This is a genomic window from Bradyrhizobium sp. USDA 4449, from assembly GCF_054056275.1.
The window spans coordinates 1,935,211-1,962,034 of the sequence record NZ_JBSRYD010000001.1; the positions used below are offsets into that span (position 1 = coordinate 1,935,211).

Below are 26,824 nucleotides of genomic sequence, written 5' to 3' on the forward strand. Positions count from 1 at the left end.
CTAGCTAGGATTGGAAACCGGCGGGGACAAGCCGCTTTTTTGACTGTCAAATGATCGGCGGACCGGATTGCCATTGCTTCACGGCCTCGACCGGATGAATGAGCATCAGGACGTTGAGCGTCAGATTGTCGCGAATATGCAGCGCCAGCATGATCTCGAAGGCAAGCCCGAGCGCGACGGTCGCCGTGACGGGCAGCACGCGTGCGGTGAGGAACCCCAGCACCATGAACAGCGTGTCCGAGACCGAATTGACGATGCTGTCGCCGTAATAGTCCAGCGAGATCGTACCGGCGCGGTAGCGTTCGATGATCACAGGCGAATTCTCGACGATCTCCCAGGCGCCCTCGATCAGCATCGCGATGATCAGCCGTGCGGGCCGGCCGAGCCGCCGCGACAACAAGAGCCACGTCAGTCCATAGAACAGGAAGCCGTGGAGGACGTGCGAAAAACTGTACCAGTCGGCGAAGTGCTGGGAGTTCTCCGAACTGTTCACCACGCCGTGCCACAACTTGACGTAGCCGCAGGTGCAGATCGGCACCCGGCCCATCGCGAACAGGATCGAGGCCTGCAGCGCCAGCAGCAACAGCGCGATTCCGACCCAGTAGGCCGCGGGGATCGCCGTCCTGGTGCTGGCGGGCGCGAGGATCATGCCCAAAGAGCGGTGCGCTCCCTCTCCCGCTTGCGGGAGAGGGTTGGGGAGAGGGTGTCTCCGCTCGCGAGGGCCGCCAAGAGGCGAGAGCCCCCACCCGCGCCTTCGGCGCGACCTCCCCCGCAAGCGGGAGAGGTTAGACCGAGCGCGCCGCTACGCTGTTCATCCATCGATGGATCCTTCAACCGGCCGTCAGCGCTTCGATGGTGACGTTGCGGTTGGTGTAGACGCAGATATCGGCGGCGATGTCGAGGGAGCGGCGGACGATGGCCTCGGCGTCCTTGTCGGTGTCGACAAGGGCGCGGGCCGCCGCCAGCGCGTAATTGCCGCCGGAGCCGATCGCCATCACGCCGGCCTCGGGCTCGAGCACGTCGCCGGTGCCTGTCAGCACCAGGGAGACGTCCTTGTCGGCCACGATCATCATGGCCTCGAGCCGGCGCAGGTAGCGGTCGGTGCGCCAGTCCTTGGCCAGCTCGACCGCGGCCCGGGTCAATTGTCCCGGATATTGCTCGAGCTTGCTCTCGAGCCGCTCGAACAGGGTGAAGGCGTCGGCGGTGGCGCCGGCAAAGCCACCGATGACGTCGCCCTTGCCGAGTTTCCGGACCTTTTTGGCATTGGACTTGATCACGGTCTGGCCGATCGAGACCTGGCCGTCGCCGCCGACCACGACCTTGCCGCCCTTGCGGACCGTCAAAATCGTGGTGCCGTGCCAGACCGGCGAGCTGTTCTGCGAATCTTGCATCATAACCCTCATTGTCCTGGCTGATTTAGGCGGTCATGGCCGAGGGGACAACAGGCGCACAACGGCCGTTCCGGGCCGAATTCGCTCACCATAGGCAGAAGTAGAGGCCCGGTCAGCCGTTCCCGCAGTAGCGAAGGCGTCATTTGGCTGTTAAGAGACTGGCGTTTTCGGCTCCCAAGCTAGGATGAAAGCCAGCTTTCAATGCGCACCGCGACGATCAAGCGCAAGACCAAGGAAACCGACATCGAGGTCAGCGTGAACCTCGATGGCTCCGGCGTGGCCAATATCGCGACCGGCATCGGCTTTTTCGACCATATGCTCGATCTCCTCGCCCGCCATTCCCGCATCGACCTCACGGTCAAGGCGGTGGGCGATCTGCACATTGATTATCACCATACCACCGAAGACACCGGCATCGCGCTCGGCCAGGCGATCAAGCAGGCGCTCGGCAACATGGCGGGCATCACCCGCTATGCCGGCGTGCACATGCCCATGGACGAGACGCTGACGCGTGTGGTCATCGACATTTCGGGCCGCCCGTTCCTGGTGTTCAGGGCTGACTTCCCCCGCGACACGATCGGTCAGTTCGACACCGAACTGGTGCGCGAGTGGTTCCAGGCCTTCGCCATCAACGCCGGCGTGACTCTGCACGTCGAGACCCTATATGGCGATAACAGCCACCATATCGCCGAGTCCTGCTTCAAGGGCCTGGCGCGGGCGCTGCGCACCGCGGTTGCGATCGATCCCAGGACGGCGGGCGAAATCCCGTCCACCAAGGGCTCGCTCGGCGGCTGACATCGCCGTCTCGGCGGCCACGCGCTGCCGGCGGCATTGAGTTGAATTCTCGAGCACGGGGCATCGAAAATGCCTGTCTACACAGTTCACGCTCCCCACCCCAGGCGGGGTCGATCTGCGCGCGACCGACAAATTCGTGTTCGTGCGCGACGGATTCCATTTCTGGGCGATGGTGTTCGGTCCGATCTGGCTGCTCTGGAACAGGCTTTGGCTGGCCCTGATCGGCTGGATCGTGTGTCTCGCCGCGTTCGGTGCCGGGCTATCCAGCCTCGGTGTCGGCCGCCGCTCGATCTTCTTTGCCAACATCATCGTCGCACTGCTGATGGGCTTCGAGGCCTCGAGCCTGCGCCGCTGGACGTTGTCGCGCGGCAATTGGCGGCAACTCGACGTCGTGGTCGCCGACGATGAGGACACCGCCGAGCGTCGCTTCTTCGAGCGCTGGAGCAAGTCACAGCGCGGCATCGTCCATGATCGATGGGCCGTCGACCGCGGCGGCCCGCCGCCGACCCGGAACGTGCCGGGCCAGCCATTTTCCAGCCCGCCTCCGATGCCGGCCGGCGGCATCATAGGATTGTTTCCAGAACCGGGAGGGTCAAGATGAGCGTCGCCATCATCGATTACGGTTCCGGGAATCTGCATTCCGCAGCCAAGGCATTCGAGCGTGCCGCGCGCAGCCTCGAAAATCCGCAGAAGGTTTTCGTCACCAGCGATCCCGATCAGGCCTATGAGGCCGATCGTCTGGTGCTGCCGGGCGTCGGCGCCTTTGCCGATTGCCGGCGCGGGCTCGATGCGGTCAACGGCATGGTCGAGGCGATCACGGAAGCCGTGCGCGTCAAGGCACGGCCGTTCTTCGGCATCTGCGTCGGCATGCAGCTGATGGCAAGCCGCGGCAAAGAGCATGTCGTCACCGAAGGCCTCAATTGGATCGGCGGCGACGTCGAGAAGATCACGCCGCGCGATGAAAGCCTGAAAATCCCGCACATGGGCTGGAACACGCTCGACGTGCTGCAAGAACATCCGGTGCTGAACAAGCTGCCGCTCGGCCCCAAGGGCCAGCACGCTTACTTCGTGCACTCCTACCACCTCAACGCCGCCAACGAGGCGGACGTGCTCGCGCGCGCCGATTATGGTGGTCCCGTCACCGCGATCGTCGCGAAGGACACCGCGATCGGCACGCAGTTTCACCCCGAGAAGAGCCAGCGTTTTGGCCTGGCCCTGATCTCGAACTTTTTGCGATGGAAACCGTGATTCTCTTCCCTGCCATCGACCTCAAGAACGGCCAGTGCGTGCGCCTCGAGCAAGGCGACATGGCGCGCGCGACCGTGTTCAATCTCGATCCCGCCGCCCAGGCGCAGAGTTTCGTCGCGCAGGGCTTTGAGTATCTCCACGTCGTCGATCTCGACGGCGCCTTCGCCGGCAAGCCGGTCAATGCGCAGGCAGTCGAGGCGATGCTGAAGACGATCAAGATTCCGGTGCAGCTCGGCGGCGGCATTCGCGATCTCGCGACCGTCGAGGCCTGGCTGGCGAAAGGCATCACGCGCGTCATCATCGGCACGGCGGCGGTGCGCGATCCTGAACTGGTCAAGGCTGCAGCCAAGAAATTCCCAGGCCGTGTCGCCGTTGGCCTCGATGCGCGCGACGGCAAGGTCGCCGTCGAAGGCTGGGCCGAGACCTCGCAGGTGACGGTGCTGGAGATCGCGCAGCGCTTCGAGGATGCCGGTGTTGCCGCCATCGTCTTCACCGATATCGCCCGCGACGGCCTGCTCAAGGGCCTGAACCTGGACGCGACGATTGCGCTGGCAGACAGCATCTCGATCCCCGTGATCGCCTCCGGCGGCCTCGCCTCGATCGAGGACGTCAAGGCGATGCTGACGCCGCGCGCGAAAAAGCTCGCCGGCGCGATTGCCGGCCGCGCGCTCTATGACGGCCGGCTCGATCCCGCCGCCGCCCTCGCCTTGATCCGCGACGCGCGCAGGAGCTGACACATGTTCAAGGTGCGCGTGATCCCCTGCCTCGACGTCAAGGACGGCCGCGTCGTCAAGGGCGTCAATTTCGTCGACCTCAGGGACGCCGGCGATCCCGTGGAGGCCGCGATCGCCTATGACGCCGCTGGCGCCGACGAGCTGACCTTCCTCGATATCACCGCGACCCACGAGAACCGCGGCATCATGCTGGACGTGGTCCGGCGCACGGCGGAGGCCTGCTTCATGCCTGTGACCGTCGGCGGCGGCGTGCGTGAGGTCAACGACATCAAGACGCTGCTGCGCGCGGGCGCCGACAAGGTCTCGATCAACAGCGCCGCGGTGTCGCGGCGTGAGTTCGTCAAGGAAGCCGCCGAAAAGTTCGGCGGGCAATGTGTCGTGGTCGCGATCGATGCCAAGCGGGTGAAGCGCCCGGGCGGCTCCGAGCGCTGGGAGATCTTCACCCATGGTGGCCGCAACGCGACCGGCATCGACGCCATCGAATATGCCCAGGAAGTGGTCGCGCTCGGCGCGGGTGAAATTCTGCTCACCTCGATGGACCGTGACGGCACAAGGCAGGGCTTTGACATTCCGCTGACCCGGGCGATCGCCGACAGTGTTCCCGTTCCCGTGATCGCCTCGGGCGGCGTCGGCAATCTCGACCATCTCGTCGACGGAATCCGCGACGGACGCGCCACCGCCGTGCTGGCCGCCTCGATCTTCCACTTCGGGGAATTCACCATCCGTGAAGCCAAGGAGCATATGGCCCGGCGCGGACTACCCATGCGCCTGGATGCCTGACGACTCCAGGTCATAAAAGTGCTACATCATCCGCGGGGACTGGCCCGACCGGCCAGACGGCGTTTCGAGTGTTCAGTATGCCGCGTTTCACGATCCACGATCTCGCCGTCACCATCGAGGCCCGCGCGGCCTCCGGTGGCGAAGGCTCATACACCCGCAAGCTTCTCGACAAGGGCGCCGAACATTGCGCCAAGAAGTTCGGTGAGGAAGCAGTCGAAACCGTGATCGCAGCAGTCGAAAACGATCGCGCGCATCTGATCGCGGAGAGTGCCGACCTGCTCTACCATTTTCTTGTGCTGCTCAAGGCGCGCGGCGTAAAGCTGGAAGAGGTCGAAGCCGCGCTGGACAAGCGGACGAACATGTCCGGGTTGGAAGAAAAGGCGTCGCGTAAAAACGGCAACTAGCCGAGGTGGAGAGATCGCGTCATGGATATCCGCGCACCGGAGCAGCAGTATAATCCATACCGCATCTATACGCGCGAGCAGTGGGCGCGACTGCGCGACGACACGCCGATGACGCTGGAGCCGGGCGAGTTCGACCGGCTGCGTTCGCTGCATGATCGCCTCGATCTCAAGGAGGTCGAGGACATCTATCTTCCACTGTCGCGCCTGCTCTCGATCTATGTCGATGCGATGCAGCGCCTGTATTACGCCGAACGCCAGTTTCTCGACATCCGCGACCGCAAGGTGCCCTACATCATCGGCGTCGCCGGCTCGGTCGCCGTTGGAAAGTCCACCACCGCTCGCGTGCTCCAGGCGCTGCTGGCGCGATGGTCGCCGCGGCCGAAGGTCGAGCTGATCACCACCGACGGATTCCTCTACCCGAAGGCTCTGCTGGAGCAGCAAGGCATCCTGCAGAAGAAGGGTTTTCCCGAGAGCTACGACCTGCCGCTGCTGCTCAACTTCCTGTCCGACATCAAGTCGGGCCGGCGCCACGTGCGCTCTCCGGTCTATTCGCATTTGACCTACGACATCGTGCCGAACGAATGGGCGGAGATCGACCAGCCCGACATCCTGATCGTCGAGGGCGTCAACGTGCTGCAAACCGGCAAGCTGCCGCGCGACGGCAAGGCGGTGCCTGTGGTTTCCGACTTCTTCGACTTCTCGGTCTATATCGACGCCGACGAGGCGGCGCTGCGGCGCTGGTACATCAAGCGGTTCCTGGCACTGCGCGACACCGCGTTCACCAACCCAAAGTCCTACTTCAACCGTTATGCGCTGCTGTCGGACGAAGAGGCCACCGCGACCGCGACTGCAATCTGGGAGCGCACCAACCTTGCCAATCTCGAGGACAACATCTTGCCGACCCGTCCCCGCGCGACGCTGATCCTGAAGAAGGGCGCGGATCACGCGGTGGAAAGCGTGGCGTTGAGAAGGTTGTAGGCGCGGCGGCCGCGGCCTTTGAAATTTCGGGCCGAGTATCTTTTGTTACCGACCGACGAAGGGTATTCAGCTATGGTTCCGAAAACGCGAGGGCCTCCATGGTTGATCGTCTCAGAAGCGCAGCGGAACAGCTCGAAGCACCGACGTGCCCGGACTGCCATATCGAAATGAGATGGTACCGCTCAGAACTCCTGGCCGACGAACCCACCCCTGTGATCGCCCATCTTTTCGTGTGCCCCCATTGCAAGCGCGCGGCGCAGGCAGATACCGTGTTCAAGGGCACCAGACCGTCGCCTGACAGGCTTTCGGCACCGCGGTTTCTTGCCGCTTAGCCTAGAGCATGATCCGGAAAAGTGTGAAGCGGTTTTCCGAAAAGATCGTGCTCAAACAAGGAGCTGAAGCGCGATGACGATTCGACCCGATCTCATCGCGCTTTAGTGGCACTGTCGATCCCAGCTACACCGCCAACTGCCGCGTCCGAGCCAGCCCGGCCAGCGCCTCGTTCAGCTTCTCGCGATCGAGCGGCTTGATCAGAAATCCGTTCATGCCCGCCTCGAAGCAGGCGGAGCGATCTTCCGCCAGCGTGTTCGCGGTGAGGGCGAGGATCGGTGTGTGGTGGCGGCCGGTCGCAGCCTCGTGCGCGCGGATGCGCTTGGTTGCCTCGATGCCGTCGAGCTGCGGCATCTGGATGTCCATCAAGACCAGATCATAGGGGCTGCCGGCAGAGTGGGCCGCCAGCCAGGATTCCAGGGCGGCCTCGCCATGAACAGCGATGACGACTTGGTGACCGAGCTTGGTCAGCAGCGACCGCATCAGCATCGCGTTGATCTCGTTGTCCTCGGCGACCAGGATCGACAGGCCGCCGGCCGGCATTCTGCCAGGCGCCGGCTCGACCGGCTCCGGCGCGAGGTCGGGCGAGGCGACGTCCGGTGTCAGCGCGAGACGTGCGGCGAGCGAGGCTGCACGCAGCGGCTTCACCAGGAAGCCGGTGAAATCAGGCGAGAGCTTGTCGTGGCGCGAGCTCGGCGTCAGCAGCACCAGCCGCTGCGCCGCATGGGCGCGGGCGGCCTCGCCGAGGCGATCGGCCACATCAGGGCCGAGCGCGCGGTCAACCAGTACAGCATGCCACGAGCGCTCCGGCAGCAGCGCTTCGGCCTCCGCCGCATCCGTCACCAGGCAGGTCTGGCCGCCCCAGCGTTCCAGCCGCCGCGCGATCAGCGACGCCTCGATGCCGTCGGCCAGCAGCAGGATCGACTTGCCGGTGAGGTCCGGGTTCGGAAACGCGGTCCGTCCGGCGTCGGCTTGCGAGGGCGCGAGTGGAACCGCGACCTCGAAGGTCGAGCCCTTGCCGGGTTCGCTCTCCAGGGTGATGCGGCCGCCCATGCGCTTGACGATGCGCTCGCTGATGGCAAGGCCCAACCCGGTGCCGCCATAGGTGCGGGAGACGCGGTCGTCGGCCTGTTCGAACTCGCGGAAGATACGCGACTGCGCTTCCGGCGCGATCCCGATGCCGGTGTCGCGGACCAGGAGGCTGATCTCGTTCGGCCGGATGCCTGGCTCGACGATCAGTGCGACGCCGCCTGATGCGGTGAACTTGATCGCATTGCCGGCGAGGTTGAGCAGCACCTGGCGCAGCCGTGCGGCATCGCCGGTGACCTCGAGCGGCAGTCGCTCGTCGACGTAAGCCGCGATCTCGAGGTTCTTCGCCTGCGCGCGCGGCGCCAGCAATTCGGTGACCTCTTCGATCAGGGTCGAAAGCGCAAACGCGCGCTGCTCGAGATCGAGCTTGCCGGCTTCGATCTTGGAATAGTCGAGCAGCTCCTCGATCAGCGCCATCAGCGCTTCGCCTGATGTCTTCACGGCGCGGGCGTAAGTCGCCTGCTCCGGCGTCAGATTGGTGTCGAGCAAGAGGCCGCCCATGCCGATGATGCCGTTGAGAGGTGTGCGGATCTCGTGCGAGGCCATTGCGAGGAAGCGCGATTTGGCACGGTTGGCGGCGTCGGCCTGGTCGCGGGCGTCGGCCAGCGCGCGTTCGGTCTCGGTGCGATCGGTGACGTCGCGGCCGACGCTCTGCAATTCGGCGGGCTGGCCGGCATCGAGACGCACAAAGCCTTCGCGCCAGGCGATCCAGCGGGCGCCGAGCGGGGTCGAGATCCTCTGGTCATGGATGCGCGTGCCGTTGCTCTCGCGCGCGCTGTCGCCCTGCTCCAGCACGTCGAAGTCGAACCGCGTGCCCACCAGCGCGCTGCGCGCCTGTCCGGTCAGCGCGCAATAGGCGTCGTTGGCGAAGGTGATGCGGCCCTGATCGTCGCGCAGCACGATGAGATCGCCCTGCTGCTCGAACAGGCTGCGCGCGCGTTCTTCGGCTTCCTTCAGCTCCCAATTGCGGTCGATCAGTGCCTCGTTATGGGCCGCGAGCTTGCGCATGCGCTTGTTGACGAAGCGCAGCCGCATGCTGAGCGTGGCAAGGCCAAGGCAGGCCAGTGCGAACAGGAAGCTCGCACCGATCGCGAAAGTATTGGGATCGTAGCCGGAATTCTCCGAGCGGCTGCCGGTGACGAAGCCGTAGGCACCGCCGAACGTCGCCGAGAAGATCATGAAGGAGCGGATCGCGAAGGCGACGCGCGGATGCTGTCGCCTGAAGCGGCGCATGTGCACCTTGATCCGGAACGTCCGACCCATCGCCACCGACCCTTGTCCGAAACCCGCCACCGCCATGCGCGACGATGTCTTGACCACCTTGCGAACAGCTTGAGGCTTTGGGGTCGCCTCGAAACAGGGTTGACGAGGTGTTAACGTCTCTTAGAGCGAAGCGGCCTGGAGATGGTGGTGGCCGCCGCGGGCCCCGACGATCAAGGCTGCGGCTTCCCTCTGCGAGAACGTCTTCGAGCGCACATAGATGCGGTAATCGGCCGGGCCTTCGCTGCCGAGATAGATCGTGGGGCGGTTGCCGCCGCCTTGCCCTGCTATGGCGACCAGCTGCGTGGACGGATTGCCCTGGCAGGCGCCGGGCTCATCGCTTTCGCCATCGTCGACGACGGCAAAGTCGGCCGCGTCGGCGTCGTCGGTGATCTGCACCCGCACCGTCGCCTGCGCGGGATCGTCGGTGAAGGCGATCTGGATGCCGGCGGTCCAGAACAAGGAGGTGAGCTCGACGGAGGTATCGCCGACGGCGACGCAAGGGTGCGAGATCGATCCGATCTCGTTGCGGGCGAATACCGCAGCCGCCAACAGGGGAACCACCGAGGCCAGGATCTTGAAACGCAACATGACACGCTACTCGCCGGGCCCTTAGAGGAACGTTTGGGCCTCATGGTTTGCAGATCGTAAAGGAAACTCGTTACCGCCGGGTTGACGCGCGGGATGATCACGCCGGCTGGCGCACATCCTCCGCGAGTGCGCGGTAGGACAGCGCCTCGGCCAGATGCAGCCGGCCGATCTTGTCAGCGTTGTCGAGATCGGCAAGCGTGCGCGCCACCCGCAGCACGCGGTGATAGCCGCGCGCCGACAGCCGCATGGTATCGGCAGCATCGCGCAACAGCTTTTGACCCTGGGCGTCCGGTTTGGCGATGTCTTCGAGCACCGCGGCCGGTGCCTCGGCATTGGTGCGCACCTTGGGCAGGCCGGCTTCGGCATAGCGTGCGCGCTGGATGTCGCGCGCCGCCGCCACGCGCGCCGCGACCTCGGCCGAGCCTTCCGCCGGCGGCGGCAGGATCAGATCGGCGGCGGTGACGGCCGGGACCTCGATGCGCAGATCGATCCGATCCATCAGCGGGCCGGAGATGCGGGCCTGGTAATCGCCGGTGCAGCGATCGACGCGGCCGCGCTTGCAGGCATAGCCCGGCTCGAACGCATTGCCGCAGCGGCAGGGATTCATCGCCGCGACCAGCATGAAGCGGGCAGGGTAGGTGACGCGGTGATTGGCGCGCGAGACCGAGACTTCGCCGTTCTCCAGCGGCTGGCGCAGCGAATCCAGTACGCGCGGATCGAACTCGGGCAGCTCATCGAGGAACAGCACGCCCTGATGCGCCAGCGAGATCTCGCCGGGCTTTGCGCGCGCGCCGCCGCCGGTCAGCGCCGCCATGCTGGCGGAATGATGCGGCGAGCGGAACGGCCGCCGCGATGTCAGGGCGCCGCCTTCGATCTCGCCGGCGACGGAGGCGATCATCGAGACCTCGAGCAACTCGCCCGGCGACAGCGGCGGCAGGATCGAGGGCAGCCGCGCCGCGAGCATCGATTTGCCGGCACCGGGCGCGCCGATCATCAGGATATGGTGGACAATTAAAATTCTTTAATGTATAAATTTCAGATGGTTACCGAAGCTGTCCGTCCCCAAGCCTACTCTTACATCCGAATGTCCACCGTCGTTCAGCTAAAGGGCGACAGCCTACGTCGTCAGCGCGAGCTGTCCCGCAGGTACATCGAGAAGCACGGACTCGAACTCAACAAGGATTTCGACGACACCGGAAAATCCGGCTTCACCGGCGAAAACATCGAAACAGGAAAATTCGGTGAGTTCCTGAAGGATGTTCGGAATGGCAAAATCGCGAAAGGGTCGTATCTCCTCGTCGAGTCGTTCGATCGGATGAGCCGCCAAGAGCCGATTGTCGCCCTAAAGCCATTCATCGAAATCGTAGAAGCTGGGCTGGTGCTAGTCACACTGGACGATGAACGCGTCTTCAAAGGCAAGATCAGCTTTGAGGACCTGATCATTTCGATTGCCAAGATGAGCCGAGCGAACGAAGAATCAGCCCGGAAGAGCGAGCGCCTTTCGCACGCCTGGAAAGCAAAAAGGGCCAATGCTGGCCAGAAGAAGCTCACGGCTCGCTGTCCAAGCTGGCTTCATCTTACTCCCGACCGGATGGCGTTCGAGATCATCGAGGACCGTGCCGCAACCGTTCGAAGAATTTTCAAGGAAGCTGCGTCAGGGTACGGCACATATACAATTGTGCGTCACCTGAACAATGATGGCGTCCCAACCTTCATGGGCAAAGGAGGCTGGCAAAGCTCGACGGTCAATAAGATCCTCAGCAGTCCTGCAGCGATCGGAACGTTCCAGCCCAATCGCTTGGAGGGCAATAAACGGATTCCCGATGGAGAGCCGATCCTCAATTACTTTCCTCAAATCGTGAAACAGGACGTATTCGAAGCGGCCCAGCGCGGCCGGCTTGAACGCTGGCGCGAAGCGCGACCCGACAAGAAGAAGGAGGCGGGGCCGCGTGGCGGGCGACACGGTAAGCAGTACTCAAATCTGTTCTCGAAGCTGGCCGTCTGCGACTACTGCGGCGAGTCCATGTACTATCAAAACAAGGGTGCACCTCCCAAAGGGCGAACGTATCTCGTGTGCTCTAACGCAGTTCAAGGTGGCGGTTGCCGGATGACGGGCCGGTGGCGCTATGACCAGTTCGAAAAGACATTCCTCTCGTTCGTCGAGCAACTTGATCTGGCGTCGCTGGTCCAGTCCAGTGAGCATTCGAATAAGCGGAGTGAGTTGGCGCTCAGACTTGAGGCCGCCGAAGGCAAGATCAAACTTCTTCAAGAGAGGGTGCGGCGTGCCATCGAGACCAGCATGGCACTGGGGGACTTCCGGAGTGACTTGCTGGCGGAGAGCATCAAGATTGGCGAGGAGGAGCTGACAGAGGCAAAGAAGCAGCAGCAGCAACTCCGCCACGAGGTTGCGATCCTCGACCAGACGGCATTGACGTATTATCGCAGCCCCGATCAGGTCGCGGAGCTGATAGAACGAGTGCGGGCCGCCAGAGGCGGGGATGTTTACAAGCTCCGCGCCCAGATAGCCTCGAGGCTACAATCGTTGATCAGCGAACTGCGCCTGACTGTTGACCCCGATACTCAGCGCTTTGAGGTGGTTTTCCGAGATGGCCAAGGAATGACACTGTTCGTCGATCCTGAAGAACCGGCAAAGTTCGTCCAGAAGGTCAGCGGGAAGGCACCGGTTTACGACGTGCTTTCCGCTGATAGCACCGTCGCACAGCTGCCAGCCGATGAACCGGCGATCGACGAGAAATAATGATTCCCGAACGGGTCACTCAGAGAACTTAAATTCCTCCGCTGGAAAACCCCAGCGGGTCGGGTGAGGAGAGCCGACATTTCTTAAGCCGGCCGAGGGAGCGCCGGCGCCAAATCTGATCATCGAGAGAAGATAATCCACTTTCTTCTTTCTTTACGCAAAAATATATGGCAAAAATCGTCGATAGCGCACGAATCAAGGATTCTCGATGCCTGCCATCCGAACCCGCCTTCGCAAGGTGCTGCCCCGTGGTCTGTTTATCGATCTGGACGACATGATTCGGGCCGGCTCGCTCAAAGCTCACGAGGTCGTCCGCGATCACGCTGGATTGAAGAAGAAGCGCAACGCACGTGGAGCCGAAGGGCAGCTACGCTTCCGGATCCTTGAAGAAGACTTTGAGGCGACGTGCGCGCTTCATGGAGGCCGCCTGCTTGATGGCGGCGTGATGCCGAACACCGATCTCAAGATTCATCAGCCCTTTATGCGCTTCGAGCAAAACGGGCAGGGGGTCATCTTGGCCCTGGCCACGATGCCGGCGACTGGCGAGCTGCCGGCAAAAAACAAATCACGCTTTGCCGGCGTCACGATCAATTACGATTTATCGCTGCGGCTCGATCTCGACGGCACTGGACCTAAGGTCGGCGATATCTTCGCAGTGTTATTGGTAGCGCGCGATCGAGAGCGAGCCGGAAAGATTGAGGAGATTGCGCTCGGCGTGATCGAGTCAAACTTCGAGAGCTATCTTTACTATGAGGCACTCGATGGTGTGCTTGCCGATGCCGCCGACGCGGAGCGTGACGATCAGAGGACGTCGCCGACGGCGGAGACCGAGGCGCCGCGTGTGACCTTGAAGAAAGTGGTCAAGCGGTTTGTGCCGCCCGAAACTCCGAAAGAGGAGGATGAGGGTGGCGCCGAAGGCTAGCAACGCTTTCTCTGAGCTAAAAACTCCTTGGTTGGTGAAACGATGCGTGTTGGTACCCCTGGATTCATTCCCGAGCGGTTGACCGAAGTGCGGGCAGCGCGGCGGTTAACGAGCATGTCTGCGCTTGCCCGGCGTCTGTGCGTGAGCGCGAGCACGGTGGCACGTTGGGAGGATGGGTCGAGCGCTCCCGATGCGGATGCGATGACGGCGCTGACCACGGCACTGCAGGTCCGTCGCGAGTACTTCCTGCGGCCCGTTATCGATAATCCGAGGGCGATTTTTTATCGGTCGCTGTCGACGACACTCGTGCGCGATATCGATTATCAGGAATCGCAGCTTCGTTGGCTGCAGGAAATCAGCTCGATTCTGCAGCATTACGTCGACTTGCCGGCGATCGATATCCCAAATGTCCTTGGTGATGCCAGTTACAAGCAGCTTCGCAATGAAGACATTGAGCGAATCGCGCTCGATTTACGGCGTCATTGGAAGATTGGCGAGGGGCCTTGCACGGACATCGTACCCTTACTTGAGCGGGTCGGCATGGTGGTCGGCTCAATTGAGATGGGTACATCAAAGCTTGATGGGGTTTGTACCTGGTCGGTCACCGAAGATCGTCCGCACATCTTGTTGGCGACCGATAAGATGTCATTCCCGCGCCGGCAAATGGATGCAGCCCACGAAATGGCGCATGCGGTGCTCCACAAGAATGTTTCGCAGGAGGAGCTGAAGCGCGATTTGAAGCAGATAGAGGCCCAGGCCTTCCGGCTTGCAAGCGCCTTTCTGTTGCCGTCGACCACCTACCCGTACGAGGTAAAACGTACGTCGCTTGCGATGTTGCTATCGCTCAAGGAAAAGTGGCGTGTCTCGATCAAAGCCCAAATAAAACGGCTGTCCGATCTGGAGATCATTCCGGAGGGTTATCAGACGGATCTCTACAAGCTTTACTCCGCCAAAGGCTGGAACCGCGAGGAGCCGCTCGATCAGGAATGGCCGCTCTCAGAGCCGCGAAGCTTGGCGAACGCGATGAATCTGATCGCCGATTCCGGTGTGTGTACGAAGGCCGATCTCCTTGCAGTCGAGTTCACGATGTCGGCTGGCGATGTTGAAAATCTAATCTCCCTGCCGCCGGGCTGGTTCACGTCCCGCGCGGCCGATGTTGTGCAATTAAAGCATGGCCTAACGCGTAGCATATCCTCGACAGATAGCCCCGGCGTCGTCGTGCCCTTTGGTCGTATCAAAGATCGGTAGCTTGAAGCGAAGGAAAAACAACTGCTACTCTATCAGGAACCTGCAATGCGAGAGACTAAAGATCGTGCGTGATAGGATACAAACGTGTCGTCCTCGCCACATCGGTACCCGAAAGTCCCGGGCGGGTAAGATAGTTCTTGACCGTCTGAGGGTAGAATTTCCGCCCGGTCGCCGTGGTAACTCCCGCATCGTTTAAGTGGCGCGCAATCTCGCTGTAAGATCGTCGCAATAGATCCGCATCCAATTTCGCCCTGAGTTGGGATGCAAATTCGTCAGCGGCCTTGCGATTCTTCGCGGCCAAATTCCTTCCGTTTGATCCAAGAATTTTGCCTCGGCGTTTCGCCTCGGCCAAAGCCGCCTTCGTTCGTTCGGAGATCAGCCGGCGTTCCTCCTGTGCGAGCGCCGCGAATATGTGCAGCTGGAAATCAGTGGCATTGGGCATTTCAGCGCAGACCAAGCCGATACCCTGTTCAAGGATACTGGCGATAAAGCTGACCCGGCGGGAGAAGCGGTCGAGGCGGGCAATGACGATTTTTGCGTTCTCGCGTTTGGCCAGCTGGATCGCTCGTTGCAATTCCACACGCGAATCGTCCCTGCCCGATTGGACGTCACAGAATTCGGCGATGAGTGTGCCGGCGCCCGCTACGAACTCGGATATCTTGCGGTGCTGAGCTGCCAATCCGAGCCCAGACTTACCTTGGCGCTCAGTAGATACGCGGAAATATGCGATGAATTTAGCCATATGGCGCCCAATCGAATGGTCGCCACCGCCATCAAGGAAACGCACAAACCGGACAACAGGCTGATAGGACGGCTGGTCGCAGACCTAAGATCTGGAGTTCCGGAAGCACCGTCCGGTTCAATTACTACTCGGAAGCTGGATCGAGCGCTGGAACTAGGGATTTCTACATAAGACCCGTCCCTCTGCGAAAAAGCGGGGGACTTCTCCAACAACCGGTTGGCCGCAACCGATGCTCGATGAAATACTCAGGAGGAGGCATACAGTGGCCACGATGACCGGGATAGATCCCAAGCGCAGCGCTAATATGGCGCGGATCGGTCCTCGGGACACCAAGCCCGAGATCGCCGTCCGTCGCGCGCTTCACCAGCTGGGCTACAGATTCAGGCTCCACCGGACCGATCTTCCGGGAAAACCTGACGTTGTTCTCCCTCGCCACCGGACGATTTTTCTGATTCATGGGTGTTTCTGGCATCGGCACCCGGGCTGTCGATTCGCCTACATGCCCAAATCCCGCGTCGATTTCTGGCGTCGGAAGTTTGACGGCAATGTGGAGCGAGACGCACGGGTCCGGAAAGCGCTTCAGGAGGGCGGATGGAAAGTTTGGATCGTGTGGGAGTGCGAAACCCGCGATCAGGGGGCGTTGAACCGTCTGCTGGAAAACGCGCTTCGGGACACCGAGTAACGGCGCCCCGAGCGATCGCCGCAAAACTCAAGCGCTTTACCTCTGACGCGGCAGCCAAGCCACGGGTACTCGACCTATTTGCGGGCTGCGGTGGTCTGAGCCTGGGGTTTCAAGCAGCGGGGTGCCAGATCGTCGGAGCGATGGAAATTGACGAGTTTGCTGCGCGCTCGCACGCGGTGAACTTCTGCACGGGGCAGCCTCAGGAGGTGATCGACCATCACGCGAAACCTCGGGACATTACAAAGATCGATCCTGAAGCGCTTGTCGAAGACTTTGGTCTTGGGCCAATCGAGCAGGCAGTCGACGTGATTATCGGTGGCCCGCCCTGTCAGGCCTACGCTCGCGTCGGCCGCGCCAAGCTGCGGGAAGTCGCGGAGCATCCAGAGGCGTTCAAAGTCGATCCTCGCGCGAACCTGTATTTAAGGTACCTCCACTACATTGAGGCTCTGCAGCCGCTCGCACTGCTCATGGAGAATGTGCCCGACATTCTGAACTACGGCGGTCACAACATCATGCAAGAGATCGTTGAAGCGCTCGACACAATGGGCTACGTCGCGCGCTATTCGCTCATCAACAGCGCGCATCATGGCGTGCCGCAGATGCGCGACCGAGTGTATATGATCGCATTCCACAAGTCGCTCGGAGCACAGGTCACATTTCCGGCCGCTACACGTTTCTGTAAACTCCCCTCGGGGTATGAAGGCACTCGTGCCGTCGCCCTTAAGTTCATCGAAGATCTGTTTGGTGGCACTGCCTACGTCGCGCCGGATACTGGAAACCGAAGCTTGCCGCCGGCAGTAACTGCGGCAGCAGCTATTGGTGACCTTCCTCCAATAACACTTCATCGAGAGGGAAAGCTCCGACGTGGCGCACGTCGCTTTACCGAACTCGTGCCCTATCGAAACATTCGATTCGATCGACTTTCTGAATATGCGCGTGAGATGCGTACATGGCCGGACTTCGATGCTGGCGAAGGTGTGTACGATCATGTGTTGCGCTACCTACCTCGGGACACAGCGATTTTCGAAGCTATGCAAGAGGGCGATGAATATCCGGCGGCGCACCGTGTGGCGAATAAGCTCTTCGAGCAGGAAGCTCGGCGGCAGCACATCAAGCTAGACAGCGCAGCGTGGAAACGGCTTCATAGGGAAATGGTCCCACCATACGACCCGAGCAAGTTTCCTAATCGATGGTGGAAGCTCCGTAAGGACAAGCCGGTGCGCACGCTCATGGCCCACATCGGCAAGGATACGTATTCGCATATCCACTATGATAGCGCGCAAGGCCGGGTCATCTCAGTGAGAGAAGCAGCGCGTCTGCAGTCGTTTCCAGACGGTTTCGTCTTCTCTGGCACGATGAACCCGGCATTTCGTCAAATAGGCAATGCCGTGCCACCGATCATGGCACGTGCATTGGCCGTGCAGATAGTAGCGGATCTACGGGCAGCTATTGCGAAGGAAGACCATGTCGTCGAGCGAGCGGCAGCAGCAATTTGAGCAGGCAGTGCGTGCAGTGCCGGGCATCCGACCGGATGCGCGGATCGCGAGTAATTTCGGTTTCTCCAACAGCGCACGTGTATTGGAGGGCGGGCTTTTCGCTTGCACGAACAACCTTCAAACTTATTCAGAGAACTTGTCTGCTGGAACGATAACAGCGCTCCAGCAGATGGTGTTCTTATGTGTGCTTACGTTCCCGCCTCAGGACGAAGTCTATTTCGCCATTTCGGTCGGGGGTGAGAGCTCCAAGCTGAACGACGGGCTCCTCAAACTCTTCCGTGAAGGACAAGCGAGAAACAGCGCCCTTGTCGCTGCTTCAAAGAAGCCGGGGAGCATCAGCAACAACGTCAAGTTCTATATCACAGATCACGGAAATCTGTTCTTTCACAATTACGACTTCAAAGAGTCGCTCTCAGAAGCTAAGCAGAAGGGTGATCTCGACCCAGACTGCCAAGCTAAGATAGATGCTATCCACTTCGCCATCTGGCCACCAGCAGCCTCTGCGCGACGCAGCCTGCTTGCGCGGCAATTCGTCGGTTACCTCGGCAACCTTGTTGGGCGCGAAAAAGTCCACGAAATCCGGGTGTGGGATGAGGCAGGGGCAGTTAGTCCCGGGATGCGCCGAATGCCCTCGACCATACCAATCGAAGAGATTGAGAAAGCGGTGGAGGCCCTTGGCGGCTATTATCGCGGTGGCGAGGTGCCCCGAATCCACGCCGCGCTTAACTTTCTCCAGCATAAGCACTTCATCATCCTCTCTGGACTCTCCGGAACAGGGAAGACGCAGCTAGCGCTCAAGTACGCGCGTGCGGTGCATCAAGTGGGTGTCAAGGAACCGGACCCGTTCCTCTTCGTCTGCGCCGTGCGACCCGAGTGGACCGACCCTACAGGCCTCACCGGCTATTACGATGTGCTGTCGAATCGATACGTTGTGCCGCCCTTTTTAGAAGCGGTGCTGCTCGCCACCGCGCACCGAGATTCGCCGGTGTTTGTCATACTCGACGAGATGAACCTTGCTCGTGTCGAGTACTATCTGTCGGATATTCTCTCAGCCATCGAAACTGGAGAGGCATTGCAGCTGCATTCGAGTGGCGTACCACTTGAAGGGTCGACCGGAACCAGCGTTCCTGCCGAATTGCCCGTGCCTCAAAACATCTACTTGATCGGAACGATCAATATCGACGAAACAACGAACCCGGTGAGCGACAAGGTGCTCGATCGAGCGATCGTCATCGACATGTCGACCGTGGATGTGCCTGGATTTATCGCAAATTTGCGGGTCCGCGAACCAACTCTCGTCGATGCATGCAATGCGTGCGAAGCGAATCTCAGAACGGCCCACGACATTATGGCTGCCCACGGCCTCGCCTTCGGCTATCGCGTTGTCGAAGAGGTGATCCGTTATCAGGCGTTTACGGCGAACCACCTGAAGCAGAACGCGACAGCCGTTCTCGATGATCTCATGGTCCAGAAGGTCCTGGTGAAGCTGCGGGGAGCCGATCGGCAGCGGTCACTTCTGACAGGGCTTGTTAAGGCGAGTGCGTCCCTGCCGCGATCGCAGGCGTTTCTAAACAGGTTGCTCGCTGATCTCGATGAGTTCGGGTCGTTCCAAGCAAGCCGGTGATCTATGACGGCGCTCGTCCTGGTCGATGAAGCAACTAGCACTACATGGCGGGTCTGGCCTGACCCCGAATCGATAACGCCGGGAGCCGTCCACGAGACCGGAAGCTATCTCTTTGAACTTCGCGATTGCGCAGAGGCTCTCCAGACGGATCTCGTCATCGACGATTTTCCGCTTGAGGCGCTACGGGCATCCACGCCGGATGCGGCACGCTGGCGCTGGTCACCGGGCTTTCATGCCGGCACAGTCGAAGTCGAGCTACGAGTGCAAGGACGGACACCACGCCGGCTTGAAATTATTACAGATCCCGATTGCCGAAAGCTCGCCCGAGCTGAATTTGACACCATGGTGCAGGAGATCCTTGCGGACACCTTTGCCCTGTTCTCGGTCAGTGCCTTCCGCAAGAGCGTCGCCCGGGGTTTCGGCGAAAAGCCGCCGGCGATCGCCCGCCTAGAGTTTCTGCGCTCGCGGATCGACGAGCTCGAAACAGTGATCGGGGCTATTGTGAAGAGCCCACGGCGAAGGCTCGCAGCGGAACAGGAGGTGTTGCCGTATCATCGCGCGACACGTGCAAGTGGCCTCGAGATAGTACGTTCGCTACACTCCGGCCGCGTCCTGAAAGAGCGAGCACAACCATCTCGTCTACCCAAGGCGCTTAAGGGCTTCCTTCCAGAGCAGATACGCACGCGCAGAAGAGTCAGTTCACTCGATCTGCCCGAGCATCGGCAGATGGGGGCCTGCCTACGGTTCTGGAGCACTTGGCTCGACGCTGCGGCGGAGCGGATCGAGCGAGGGGCGGTCGGTATGGACACTGAAAAGCGCCGTAGGTGCGCTGTCTGGGCGCTGCGTTGTCGCCGACTGGCGAGGCGAGTTGCCAGTCTCGCGACCGCTCCGCCTTTTGCAGAGGCTCGCGAAGATCGCCCCTACCTGACGGTCTCTGCAATCTTTCGAAATGACCCCGCCTACCGCCTTTTCTATCGGCTTTGGCAGGACATGAATCTCGGCATCGCATCCATATTCGGCGACTACCTCGATCTTTCCATCGCACGTACGTACGAACTTTATGAGCTATGGTGCTTCTTGCGCCTCGTTCATGCAGCCGTCGAGGAATATGGAGCGAGCGGCGTCGAAACCAAAGACCTGTTTATCACGGATGCCTCAGGCGGGCTTACGGTAGCAAGCGGTGCTGTAACCGTTTCCGTGGGAGAAGGGTTCAAGCTCTGTTTTCAGAAACAGTACAGGGAATTTTGGCTCGAAGCGGACGGTCGGGGGTCCTACAGCCGCACGATGACGCCCGATGTCGTCGCTGCGCTCAATCCGGCCGGTGAGGACAGAGTGGAGCGACTGATAGTTCTCGATGCCAAGTACCGTATCGATGAGAGCCTGAACGAGGCGCTGAACTCGATCCACACGTACCGCGATGCGCTTGTTCGAGAGGTGGAAACGGGAAAGATCGAAGGGATCGTGTCTGCCACCTACCTTCTGAGCCCCAGTGCACCGGCTACAAGTGCTTCGTATCATGAGACTGCTCTACCGGGCCGTCTATTTCACCCCGAATACCGGTCGACATTTCGATTTGGTGCACTGACGATGCGGCCGGGAATGAGCACCGACGAGGTGCGCGCTGCTTTGCGTCTTGTCATCGCTGATAGCGCCAAGTGATGGCATAACATCGATCTTGCGAGTCGAATTCAGCGATCGATTATAGCCGTTTGAGTGATCACAGCGCTACATGCGGCTGTCATGGCCGATAGCGAGCGCCCTGGGTCGACTGCTTGGTTGCAATGACGCTGTCTTGTGTAGTAACGGATGTGAAGCTAATCTGACAAGATGCTTAACAGGCGGGGGCGCTATTGGGCATCGAGCGAATCCACACGTACCTTGTGCATCCACACAAGGGCTCCAAGGACAAGCCAAACATCGGCGGCACCACCGTGTCGCTGAGCGGCAAGCTGTTCCGCCTACTCGATAACATCTTCTCGAACTCTGATGCGGAGCTGAATATCCAGATCGCGTTCAATCAGAGCGCAGATGGTAAGCAGCAGAATGCATGCCGGGACCTGCTGATTGCATATGTTCAGAAACCGACGCTTCCGAACGGGCGGCGGCTTGCTGAGCGGCTCGCGAGCGTATCAGACCAGCGCACCGGGCTCGGTTTGCTGTTTCTCATTGTTGGGAAGGAAGGACGAAACCACAAGATCGTCATTTCCAGATTTCCGACCGACACAGCAATTCTTGCAGAGGAGAAGCGCGCTTCGCTAACAGTCGAATTCCTCGAACGCGTATTCATGAAGAGCGCAAACTCATACAAGGCCGTGGCGTACGTGGACTCTTCTTCGGGTTCCGGCAGTTTCTGGCTTGGGCGCGCCGTTGACAAACAGATCAATAGTCCGCTGACGGAGGTGTCGAACTATTGGATCGTCGACTTTCTGGATTCAGGTTTTCAGGTCACTGGTGCAGCGGGAACCAGACGCCTCGCGGCGGCAATTCGCGAAGCGGCCAAGAAGGTCGACGACATCGACATCAAAACCGAGATTGTAGCGGCGGCGACTCTAGCTCGCGGCCTTCGCGGAAGGCGTACGAGTATCGCTGAGTTCTTAAGCCAGTTTCATCTTTCGCCAGCCGCAACGGACGCCATTCTAAGCGAGCTGAAAGGAGATAGTGTAGCGACAGAACAATTTCAGTTTGATGCAGAGGAGTTCAGGACGCAGGTAGGGTTTCGATCTGTCGAACTTAACAACGGCGGAATGCTTACCGCTGAAGCCAACGAATTCGACAACGTGTTTCGCAAAGAGGAAACTGGTCGAGGAAACGTTCGGTTCTCGACCGAAGGGCGGATTGTGAACGATAAACTTAGGAAGTCGCGATGAATCTCGCTGACGCTTACAGTGCGCGATACCACGTGGCGCTAGCACCCGTTGCAAAAGCGTTGGAGGCGCATTTGGGTGATCTGCTCGGAAGTGAGCCCCGAGTGGATCGAATTTCAGCACGTGCCAAGTCGATTGATCGGTTCTTGGCGAAGGCTGAAGCGGTTGTGGAAGGCAAAATTAAATACGCTGATCCGCTGCTCGAAATTCAAGATCAGCTGGGCGCCAGAATTGTTACTTTCTACAGGCCTGACGTAGACCGCGTGGCAGAGCACGTTCTCAAATACTTCCGAGCAATTGAATCGAAGGACTTGGTGCCCGATTCAGAATGGGAGTTTGGATACTTTGGTCGGCACTTTGTGTTGGTTGTTCCGTCCGACGTAATCGACGGGTCTATCGATAAATCGCAAGTACCGCGATTTTTTGAACTTCAAATCAAAACATTATTCCAGCATGCTTGGTCGGAAGCCAATCACGACCTTGGATACAAGCCAGGGCTGACCCCGCTCAATTCGGATGAGAAACGGCGACTGGCGTTCACTTCAGCGCAGGCATGGGGCGCGGATCGCGTATTCGATGAACTCTTTCGCGAACGCCAGCAGAGAGACGAAGCGCCACATTGAGGGCTCGCCTCTTATTCCGTCAATGGCAGACCAGCGTTTATGTTTGACGACTGCTCAAGACGGCGCATTCCCCAGCGTCCGCTCTGCTGCTAATTGCAGACCATAGCGCCTTCATCTGCAATGTCGCAGATGGGCCAGAACCGGGCTCGTGCGCCGCAACAAAGTCCGGGCTCATTCAATCACCTCGTCCGCGCGACCGATCAGCGTGGCAGGCATTGTGAGACCGAGAGACTCCGCCGTCTTCAGGTTGATCACCATGTCATAGTCAGTTGGCTGCTCCACCGGCAGTTCCGCGGGCTGCGCCCCTTTCAGGATTTTATCGACGTAAGTTGCGGATCTGCGAAAGATCGCCGGGATATTGGGGCCGTAGGAGATCAACGCGCCTGCCTTTGCCATCAAGCCAATGAACACCATCGTTGGAAATCTCCCCTGGGTCGCATTTTCCGCGATCTGTGCGCCGGCATTGAGCATCATTGGGTCATTGTTTATAACGATGCCGGTGACCCCGGAAGGCTGGATGGATGCAAAAGCCGAATCAAGATCTTGAGACTGCCTGATCTCGATGATCTGAACTTCCAGCTTGAGTCGTTCGGCAGCAGCCTTGCTCTGTGCCACGTACAATTTCGCGAGACCGGCATCGCTGGGATTTACGAAGACAGCAACCTTCTTCAGTCCTGAAACGGCTTCGTTCAAAAGCTCCACTCGTTTTGCGGCAAGGTCGATCCCCATGTTGGAGAAGCCGGTAATGTTGCCGCCCGGCTGTGCAAGACTCGCCACGAGGCCGCTGCCGACCGGATCGGGCACGACAACGGAAACAATTGGAATGGACTTCGTCGCCCTCTGCGCAGCAAGCGCCGCTTGTCGGGTGACCGCAACTATCAAGTCGACATTTTGAGCAACAAGCGCCGCGGCGTTCTCAGCAAATCGATCGTAGCGTTCGGCGGCATACGTATTGATGAGCCTTATGTTCTTGCCTTCGACATAGCCAAGATCCTGTAAGCCATGGCGCACCTCCCCAAGAAACAAGGCCTCTTCCTGTTCGCTGCCGGCATGCCATAGAATTCCAACGGTAGGGAGCAGCCTGCTTCGCTGCGCGCGGGCAATGTGAGGCCAAACCGATGCTGCACCTAGGCCTGCAATGAGTGCGCGCCGTTGCATTTCCGGTTACTCCCTTTCTTGTCAGTCAGTTCTTATCGCCTATCAGCACTGCAGCTCATCAGGCCGCGTGCGAAATCAGCATTGGAGCGTTTCTAGCTATTATCGTACCAACTGCCTGCTCCGCGTCAATTCTCAACGACTTTGGCTAATAGCTCATGCGGGGAGCTCCAAACAACCGCGAGGCTCGAAGGAACCAATGTCCGAGTTGGGTCAAAAGGCGGCCAAGGCGACATGGGTAGAGCCGCAGTTTTATGCGGAGGTCGAGTACCGCGCCATCACGTCGGAAGGGCTGTTGCGCGCCAGTTCGTTCAAGGGGCTGTCGAGGAAATCAGGGCGTCGGTGAGTGCATTATCGAGGAAGGTCGGCTGACTGCGCCAGAGCGGACCAGAATTGCTCAATCTGAGCTCTTCGCATTTTGACCCCCTCCGGAAGTCGAGCGGTCAAGTTTGTTGCAGCGCGGTACCGCGATACTTGTGCGAAATTCGATGCTAGGCTTTGGCAGGTTCTCGCCAAGGGAGACCAAACTCGTGAGAAGGCGCGAGTTCATCAGCTTGGTCGGCGGTGCGGCTGCGTCACCGGTTCTCCAGGCTGTCAGTCTGCGCGCCCAGCAGACGGCAATGACGCGCGTTGGAATCGTCACCATCCAATCTCCGACGTCAGCGCCTTATGTCGCACTCCGTCAACGCCTGCGTGAACTTGGATACATTGAAGGTCAGAACCTCACTCTGGACTTCGTGAACCCGACACGGCAATCCGAAGGTAGCGCTGGAGCGATTCAGGAGCTCATTCGTCGAAAAGTCGATATTGTCCTGGCGATCTATCCGGCCACAATGGCAGCCGTCGTCGCAGCGGCACCCGGCACGCCTGTCGTGATGGTGGCGGTGGATTATGATCCGCTCGCGCTCGGCTACGTTAAGAGCCTCGCTCAGCCAGCAACAGAAGTGACCGGCCTGTACTTGCAACAAATCGATCTCGCTAAAAAGCGCGTGGAGCTTCTGACGCAGGCTCTGCCGGACGTCCATGCGGCGACTGTGTTCTGGGACACCGTGTCGGAGGACCAATGGAAGGCGACAGCCAGTGCTGCGCCGGAATTTGGGTTGCTGCTTGCCGATGTCCAATTGCTGGATCAGCCCTATGACTACGAAAAAGCGCTTGCAAAGGTGCCGCCCGATTTCCGCAGCGTTGTTATTTTCCCGGCATCGCCGGTGTTTTACCGCGACCGGGAACGACTCGCAGAATTTACAGTTCGGCAGAAGGTCGCAACAATATTTGCATTTCGCGAATGGGTCGATGCGGGTGGCCTATTTTCCTATGGTGTAGACTTCCCTGCAATGTTCAGACGAGCCGCAGAATTTGTTGACATGATCGCGAAGGGCAGCAAACCGGGTAACTTGCCAGTTGAACAGCCGACCAAATTCGAACTGGTTGTCAACCTGAAAACTGCTAAAGCAATTGGAATTGCAATTTCGTCATGGATCCTCGTGCGAGCCGACGCCGTGATCGAATAGAACCTTGTTTGCTGCTGCGGCGCAATGGTCTTTTCGTCGCCCATCAGCGAAGTAGCTTAGCTGGATTTGCTGACGCTCAGTTCTTCGCATTTGGCCCATAGCTGCTCTCGGCGATACGTGCCCATCGCGGCGCAGCAATTGCCAGAGCGCCCTCTCTTGGTAGTCTCAACTGCTCATCATTTAGCGAGGGTTCGAGTGAAGCGGCGGGAGTTCATTGCAGTGTTAGGTGGTGCTGCGGTGTGGCCAATTGCAGCGCGCGCCCAGCTTGCACAGAAAATGGCGCGTATCGGAGTTGTCAGCATCGGTGGGTCGACTGCTGACATGATGGGGCCGCTGCCGCCCAATCGCACCGTGCGTGCACTCCTGCGCGGAATGGCGGAACTGGGTTATGTTTACGGCCGCGATTTCGTGACCGAGCCGCGCGGCACCGACCGCATCGCGACAGTAGGTGAACTGGCTAGTTCCCACGTCGATGTCATTGTCGCCACCGGCGGCGGAACGGCGCTTTCCGAACTCAAGCAGGCGACGACGACGATTCCTATCGTTATGACGGCTGCTTCCGATCCCGTGCGCCAAGGGTTTGTCCAGAGCTTTGCCCACCCGGGTGGAAACTTTACCGGGATGAGCATGCAGACGCTGGAGCTCACGGGCAAACGTCTGGAGCTGCTCAAGGAACTCGTCCCGGCCGCCGAGGTTGTGGCCGTGTTGTGGGATTCGACCGACAGCGGTTTGTGGCCAGCAGCCTCAGCTGTCGGCCAGGCACGAGGCTGGAAGCTTCTGTCAGTCGAGATTCGCGATATCACGGAAATCAAGGCAGCCTTCAAGACAATGTCCAACGCGGGCGCCGGCGCACTCCTCATTCCGGCATCGGAGCTTTTCTTCAGCCGGGCCAGCCACATTGTCGAACTGGCCGCGTTGAACCGCATTCCAACAATGTATGAGCTGAGGCCATTCGTCGATGTTGGTGGCCTCGTCTCTTTTGGCGCCGATATCGAGCATATCTGGCGGCGTGCGGCCACCTACGTTGATAAGATATTGAAGGGCGCTAGTCCCGCCGAATTGCCAATCGAACAACCGACGAAATTCGAGCTTGTGATTAACAAGCGAACAGCGGCAACGCTCGGTCTGATCATGCCGCCCTCGATCCTGATCCGCGCCGACGAGGTGATTGACTAGCCACCCAACACGTTGCTGCAAATGCTCAGGTCTCCTCCTGGCCCATCGCTGCCGTATCCCACGGCGGAGTCTATGTCGGCTGTCAGAGGTAGACCGGACCTGCCGGGTCAAACCGTCCAAGTTATTCAGCGGCACCTTGCGCAGCATCCGACGTGGGCTCCCCTGATTGGCACTCTCAAGGTATTGACTGCTAAGGCTGCGAGGAACAGGCTTTTCACCTCATCGCCCGAGTCCTGACCTCAATGCTAACGCGAGAAGAATATCTCGAACGGAGCAAGGAAAACGCTCTCGCACTTCTCCGCGACGGCCGCATACGCGAGGCCGTTTCTTCGATGATGATGGATATCCTCAAACAGCCCGAGCCCCTCAAGGCCTCATGAAATCCATGCACTCGGCATCTGTGTTGCCGCGGCTGGCGATAGA

At 60.1% G+C, this 26,824-nt stretch carries 24 protein-coding genes and 2 pseudogenes; 19 read left to right on the top strand and 7 right to left on the bottom strand.

The window, feature by feature from the left end:
• Positions 1-46 precede the first annotated feature (46 nt).
• Together ACVIIW_RS09215 and hslV are read right to left on the bottom strand one after the other, a co-directional pair.
• Positions 47-649, bottom strand: a complete 603-nt coding sequence (locus tag ACVIIW_RS09215) for a DUF2585 domain-containing protein (protein ID WP_456705120.1) — start codon at positions 647-649, stop codon at positions 47-49.
• 181 nt (positions 650-830) lie between these two features.
• Positions 831-1,391: an ATP-dependent protease subunit HslV gene (hslV, locus tag ACVIIW_RS09220; protein ID WP_456700452.1), complete on the bottom strand. Its 561-nt coding sequence runs from the start codon at positions 1,389-1,391 to the stop codon at positions 831-833.
• A gap of 201 nt (positions 1,392-1,592) precedes the next feature.
• Here hslV and hisB point away from each other — a divergent pair, with 201 nt between their 5' ends.
• The 7 genes and pseudogenes from hisB (at position 1,593) to coaA (ending at position 6,330) form a co-directional block, all read left to right on the top strand.
• Positions 1,593-2,186: an imidazoleglycerol-phosphate dehydratase HisB gene (gene hisB, locus ACVIIW_RS09225; protein ID WP_456700453.1), complete on the top strand. Its 594-nt coding sequence runs from the start codon at positions 1,593-1,595 to the stop codon at positions 2,184-2,186.
• Positions 2,187-2,255: 69 nt separating this feature from the next.
• A pseudogene (locus tag ACVIIW_RS09230) lies at positions 2,256-2,787 on the top strand (DUF2628 domain-containing protein).
• Entirely contained in the window at positions 2,784-3,434 is a 651-nt protein-coding gene (hisH, locus tag ACVIIW_RS09235; RefSeq protein ID WP_092232381.1) for an imidazole glycerol phosphate synthase subunit HisH, read from the top strand. The pseudogene ACVIIW_RS09230 and the gene hisH overlap by 4 nt, the downstream one beginning before the upstream one ends.
• Complete coding sequence (hisA, locus tag ACVIIW_RS09240; protein ID WP_456700454.1) at positions 3,431-4,168, top strand: 1-(5-phosphoribosyl)-5-[(5-phosphoribosylamino)methylideneamino]imidazole-4-carboxamide isomerase; 738 nt, start codon at positions 3,431-3,433, stop codon at positions 4,166-4,168. The genes hisH and hisA overlap by 4 nt, the downstream gene beginning before the upstream one ends.
• Before the next feature lie 3 nt (positions 4,169-4,171).
• Complete coding sequence (gene hisF, locus ACVIIW_RS09245) at positions 4,172-4,948, top strand: imidazole glycerol phosphate synthase subunit HisF (RefSeq protein ID WP_456700455.1); 777 nt, start codon at positions 4,172-4,174, stop codon at positions 4,946-4,948.
• Positions 4,949-5,025: 77 nt separating this feature from the next.
• Complete coding sequence (locus tag ACVIIW_RS09250; protein WP_456700456.1) at positions 5,026-5,352, top strand: phosphoribosyl-ATP diphosphatase; 327 nt, start codon at positions 5,026-5,028, stop codon at positions 5,350-5,352.
• Positions 5,353-5,373: 21 nt separating this feature from the next.
• Positions 5,374-6,330, top strand: a complete 957-nt coding sequence (gene coaA / locus ACVIIW_RS09255; RefSeq protein WP_456700457.1) for a type I pantothenate kinase — start codon at positions 5,374-5,376, stop codon at positions 6,328-6,330.
• Positions 6,331-6,786: 456 nt separating this feature from the next.
• On the opposite strand, the gene ACVIIW_RS09260 is transcribed toward coaA, so the two are convergent.
• From ACVIIW_RS09260 to ACVIIW_RS09270, 3 genes and pseudogenes are all read right to left on the bottom strand, one after another.
• Positions 6,787-9,012: an ATP-binding protein gene (locus tag ACVIIW_RS09260; protein ID WP_456700458.1), complete on the bottom strand. Its 2,226-nt coding sequence runs from the start codon at positions 9,010-9,012 to the stop codon at positions 6,787-6,789.
• A gap of 120 nt (positions 9,013-9,132) precedes the next feature.
• Complete coding sequence (locus ACVIIW_RS09265) at positions 9,133-9,600, bottom strand: hypothetical protein (protein ID WP_456700459.1); 468 nt, start codon at positions 9,598-9,600, stop codon at positions 9,133-9,135.
• A 97-nt stretch (positions 9,601-9,697) separates the two neighbouring features.
• Positions 9,698-10,606, bottom strand: a pseudogene (locus ACVIIW_RS09270) (YifB family Mg chelatase-like AAA ATPase); the annotation flags it as partial.
• 18 nt (positions 10,607-10,624) lie between these two features.
• On the opposite strand from ACVIIW_RS09270, the gene ACVIIW_RS09275 reads away from it, so the two are divergent.
• The 3 genes from ACVIIW_RS09275 to ACVIIW_RS09285 all read left to right on the top strand — a co-directional run bounded on the left by ACVIIW_RS09275 (position 10,625) and on the right by ACVIIW_RS09285 (position 14,528).
• Complete coding sequence (locus ACVIIW_RS09275) at positions 10,625-12,358, top strand: recombinase family protein (RefSeq protein WP_456700460.1); 1,734 nt, start codon at positions 10,625-10,627, stop codon at positions 12,356-12,358.
• A 208-nt stretch (positions 12,359-12,566) separates the two neighbouring features.
• Complete coding sequence (locus ACVIIW_RS09280) at positions 12,567-13,280, top strand: hypothetical protein (RefSeq protein ID WP_456700461.1); 714 nt, start codon at positions 12,567-12,569, stop codon at positions 13,278-13,280.
• Between the two features lie 42 nt (positions 13,281-13,322).
• Entirely contained in the window at positions 13,323-14,528 is a 1,206-nt protein-coding gene (locus ACVIIW_RS09285; RefSeq protein ID WP_456700462.1) for a helix-turn-helix domain-containing protein, read from the top strand.
• A 55-nt stretch (positions 14,529-14,583) separates the two neighbouring features.
• On the opposite strand, the gene ACVIIW_RS09290 is transcribed toward ACVIIW_RS09285, so the two are convergent.
• Positions 14,584-15,270 (bottom strand): recombinase family protein, encoded by a 687-nt coding sequence (locus tag ACVIIW_RS09290; protein ID WP_456700463.1) that lies wholly within the window; start codon positions 15,268-15,270, stop codon positions 14,584-14,586.
• 271 nt (positions 15,271-15,541) lie between these two features.
• Here ACVIIW_RS09290 and ACVIIW_RS09295 point away from each other — a divergent pair, with 271 nt between their 5' ends.
• From ACVIIW_RS09295 to ACVIIW_RS09320, 6 genes are all read left to right on the top strand, one after another.
• The gene (locus ACVIIW_RS09295) at positions 15,542-15,952 is read left to right on the top strand and encodes a very short patch repair endonuclease (RefSeq protein ID WP_456705121.1); all 411 of its coding nucleotides are present in this window, start codon (positions 15,542-15,544) and stop codon (positions 15,950-15,952) included.
• Positions 15,862-17,448, top strand: coding sequence for a DNA cytosine methyltransferase (locus ACVIIW_RS09300; RefSeq protein WP_456700464.1), 1,587 nt, complete (start codon positions 15,862-15,864; stop codon positions 17,446-17,448). Before ACVIIW_RS09295 ends, ACVIIW_RS09300 begins: the two co-directional genes overlap by 91 nt.
• Positions 17,417-19,072, top strand: a complete 1,656-nt coding sequence (locus ACVIIW_RS09305) for an McrB family protein (RefSeq protein ID WP_456700465.1) — start codon at positions 17,417-17,419, stop codon at positions 19,070-19,072. Before ACVIIW_RS09300 ends, ACVIIW_RS09305 begins: the two co-directional genes overlap by 32 nt.
• A gap of 3 nt (positions 19,073-19,075) precedes the next feature.
• The gene (locus tag ACVIIW_RS09310) at positions 19,076-20,731 is read left to right on the top strand and encodes a DUF2357 domain-containing protein (protein ID WP_456700466.1); all 1,656 of its coding nucleotides are present in this window, start codon (positions 19,076-19,078) and stop codon (positions 20,729-20,731) included.
• A 191-nt stretch (positions 20,732-20,922) separates the two neighbouring features.
• Positions 20,923-21,939 carry a hypothetical protein gene (locus ACVIIW_RS09315; RefSeq protein WP_456700467.1) on the top strand — a complete coding sequence of 339 codons (1,017 nt, stop codon included), beginning with the start codon at positions 20,923-20,925 and terminating at the stop codon, positions 21,937-21,939.
• The gene (locus ACVIIW_RS09320; protein WP_456700468.1) at positions 21,936-22,559 is read left to right on the top strand and encodes a GTP pyrophosphokinase; all 624 of its coding nucleotides are present in this window, start codon (positions 21,936-21,938) and stop codon (positions 22,557-22,559) included. Before ACVIIW_RS09315 ends, ACVIIW_RS09320 begins: the two co-directional genes overlap by 4 nt.
• Before the next feature lie 171 nt (positions 22,560-22,730).
• Here ACVIIW_RS09320 and ACVIIW_RS09325 read toward each other — a convergent pair whose 3' ends face one another.
• A complete protein-coding gene (locus ACVIIW_RS09325) occupies positions 22,731-23,717 on the bottom strand; it encodes an ABC transporter substrate-binding protein (RefSeq protein ID WP_456700469.1) in 987 nt (328 codons plus the stop codon).
• A gap of 196 nt (positions 23,718-23,913) precedes the next feature.
• Between ACVIIW_RS09325 and ACVIIW_RS09330 the strand changes: the two genes are divergently transcribed.
• The 3 genes from ACVIIW_RS09330 to ACVIIW_RS09340 all read left to right on the top strand — a co-directional run bounded on the left by ACVIIW_RS09330 (position 23,914) and on the right by ACVIIW_RS09340 (position 26,401).
• Positions 23,914-24,060 carry an ATP dependent DNA ligase gene (locus tag ACVIIW_RS09330; protein ID WP_456700470.1) on the top strand — a complete coding sequence of 49 codons (147 nt, stop codon included), beginning with the start codon at positions 23,914-23,916 and terminating at the stop codon, positions 24,058-24,060.
• Between the two features lie 184 nt (positions 24,061-24,244).
• Positions 24,245-25,225 (top strand): ABC transporter substrate-binding protein, encoded by a 981-nt coding sequence (locus ACVIIW_RS09335; RefSeq protein WP_456700471.1) that lies wholly within the window; start codon positions 24,245-24,247, stop codon positions 25,223-25,225.
• A gap of 195 nt (positions 25,226-25,420) precedes the next feature.
• On the top strand, positions 25,421-26,401 hold the full coding sequence (locus ACVIIW_RS09340; RefSeq protein ID WP_456700472.1) for an ABC transporter substrate-binding protein: 981 nt from the start codon (positions 25,421-25,423) through the stop codon (positions 26,399-26,401).
• The last annotated feature ends 423 nt before the right edge of the window (positions 26,402-26,824 follow it).

Excerpts from the sequence above, each read along its gene's own strand:
- ACVIIW_RS09215 (WP_456705120.1), bottom strand. The coding sequence starts at position 649 with ATGATCCTCGCGCCCGCCAGCACCAGGACGGCGATCCCCGCGGCCTAC.
- hslV (WP_456700452.1), bottom strand. The coding sequence starts at position 1,391 with ATGCAAGATTCGCAGAACAGCTCGCCGGTCTGGCACGGCACCACGATT.
- hisB (WP_456700453.1), top strand. The coding sequence starts at position 1,593 with ATGCGCACCGCGACGATCAAGCGCAAGACCAAGGAAACCGACATCGAG.
- hisH (WP_092232381.1), top strand. The coding sequence starts at position 2,784 with ATGAGCGTCGCCATCATCGATTACGGTTCCGGGAATCTGCATTCCGCA.
- hisF (WP_456700455.1), top strand. The coding sequence starts at position 4,172 with ATGTTCAAGGTGCGCGTGATCCCCTGCCTCGACGTCAAGGACGGCCGC.
- ACVIIW_RS09250 (WP_456700456.1), top strand. The coding sequence starts at position 5,026 with ATGCCGCGTTTCACGATCCACGATCTCGCCGTCACCATCGAGGCCCGC.
- coaA (WP_456700457.1), top strand. The coding sequence starts at position 5,374 with ATGGATATCCGCGCACCGGAGCAGCAGTATAATCCATACCGCATCTAT.
- ACVIIW_RS09260 (WP_456700458.1), bottom strand. The coding sequence starts at position 9,012 with ATGGGTCGGACGTTCCGGATCAAGGTGCACATGCGCCGCTTCAGGCGA.
- ACVIIW_RS09265 (WP_456700459.1), bottom strand. The coding sequence starts at position 9,600 with ATGTTGCGTTTCAAGATCCTGGCCTCGGTGGTTCCCCTGTTGGCGGCT.
- ACVIIW_RS09275 (WP_456700460.1), top strand. The coding sequence starts at position 10,625 with ATGTATAAATTTCAGATGGTTACCGAAGCTGTCCGTCCCCAAGCCTAC.
- ACVIIW_RS09280 (WP_456700461.1), top strand. The coding sequence starts at position 12,567 with ATGCCTGCCATCCGAACCCGCCTTCGCAAGGTGCTGCCCCGTGGTCTG.
- ACVIIW_RS09285 (WP_456700462.1), top strand. The coding sequence starts at position 13,323 with ATGCGTGTTGGTACCCCTGGATTCATTCCCGAGCGGTTGACCGAAGTG.
- ACVIIW_RS09290 (WP_456700463.1), bottom strand. The coding sequence starts at position 15,270 with ATGGCTAAATTCATCGCATATTTCCGCGTATCTACTGAGCGCCAAGGT.
- ACVIIW_RS09295 (WP_456705121.1), top strand. The coding sequence starts at position 15,542 with ATGACCGGGATAGATCCCAAGCGCAGCGCTAATATGGCGCGGATCGGT.
- ACVIIW_RS09300 (WP_456700464.1), top strand. The coding sequence starts at position 15,862 with ATGGAAAGTTTGGATCGTGTGGGAGTGCGAAACCCGCGATCAGGGGGC.
- ACVIIW_RS09305 (WP_456700465.1), top strand. The coding sequence starts at position 17,417 with ATGTCGTCGAGCGAGCGGCAGCAGCAATTTGAGCAGGCAGTGCGTGCA.
- ACVIIW_RS09310 (WP_456700466.1), top strand. The coding sequence starts at position 19,076 with ATGACGGCGCTCGTCCTGGTCGATGAAGCAACTAGCACTACATGGCGG.
- ACVIIW_RS09320 (WP_456700468.1), top strand. The coding sequence starts at position 21,936 with ATGAATCTCGCTGACGCTTACAGTGCGCGATACCACGTGGCGCTAGCA.
- ACVIIW_RS09325 (WP_456700469.1), bottom strand. The coding sequence starts at position 23,717 with ATGCAACGGCGCGCACTCATTGCAGGCCTAGGTGCAGCATCGGTTTGG.
- ACVIIW_RS09330 (WP_456700470.1), top strand. The coding sequence starts at position 23,914 with ATGTCCGAGTTGGGTCAAAAGGCGGCCAAGGCGACATGGGTAGAGCCG.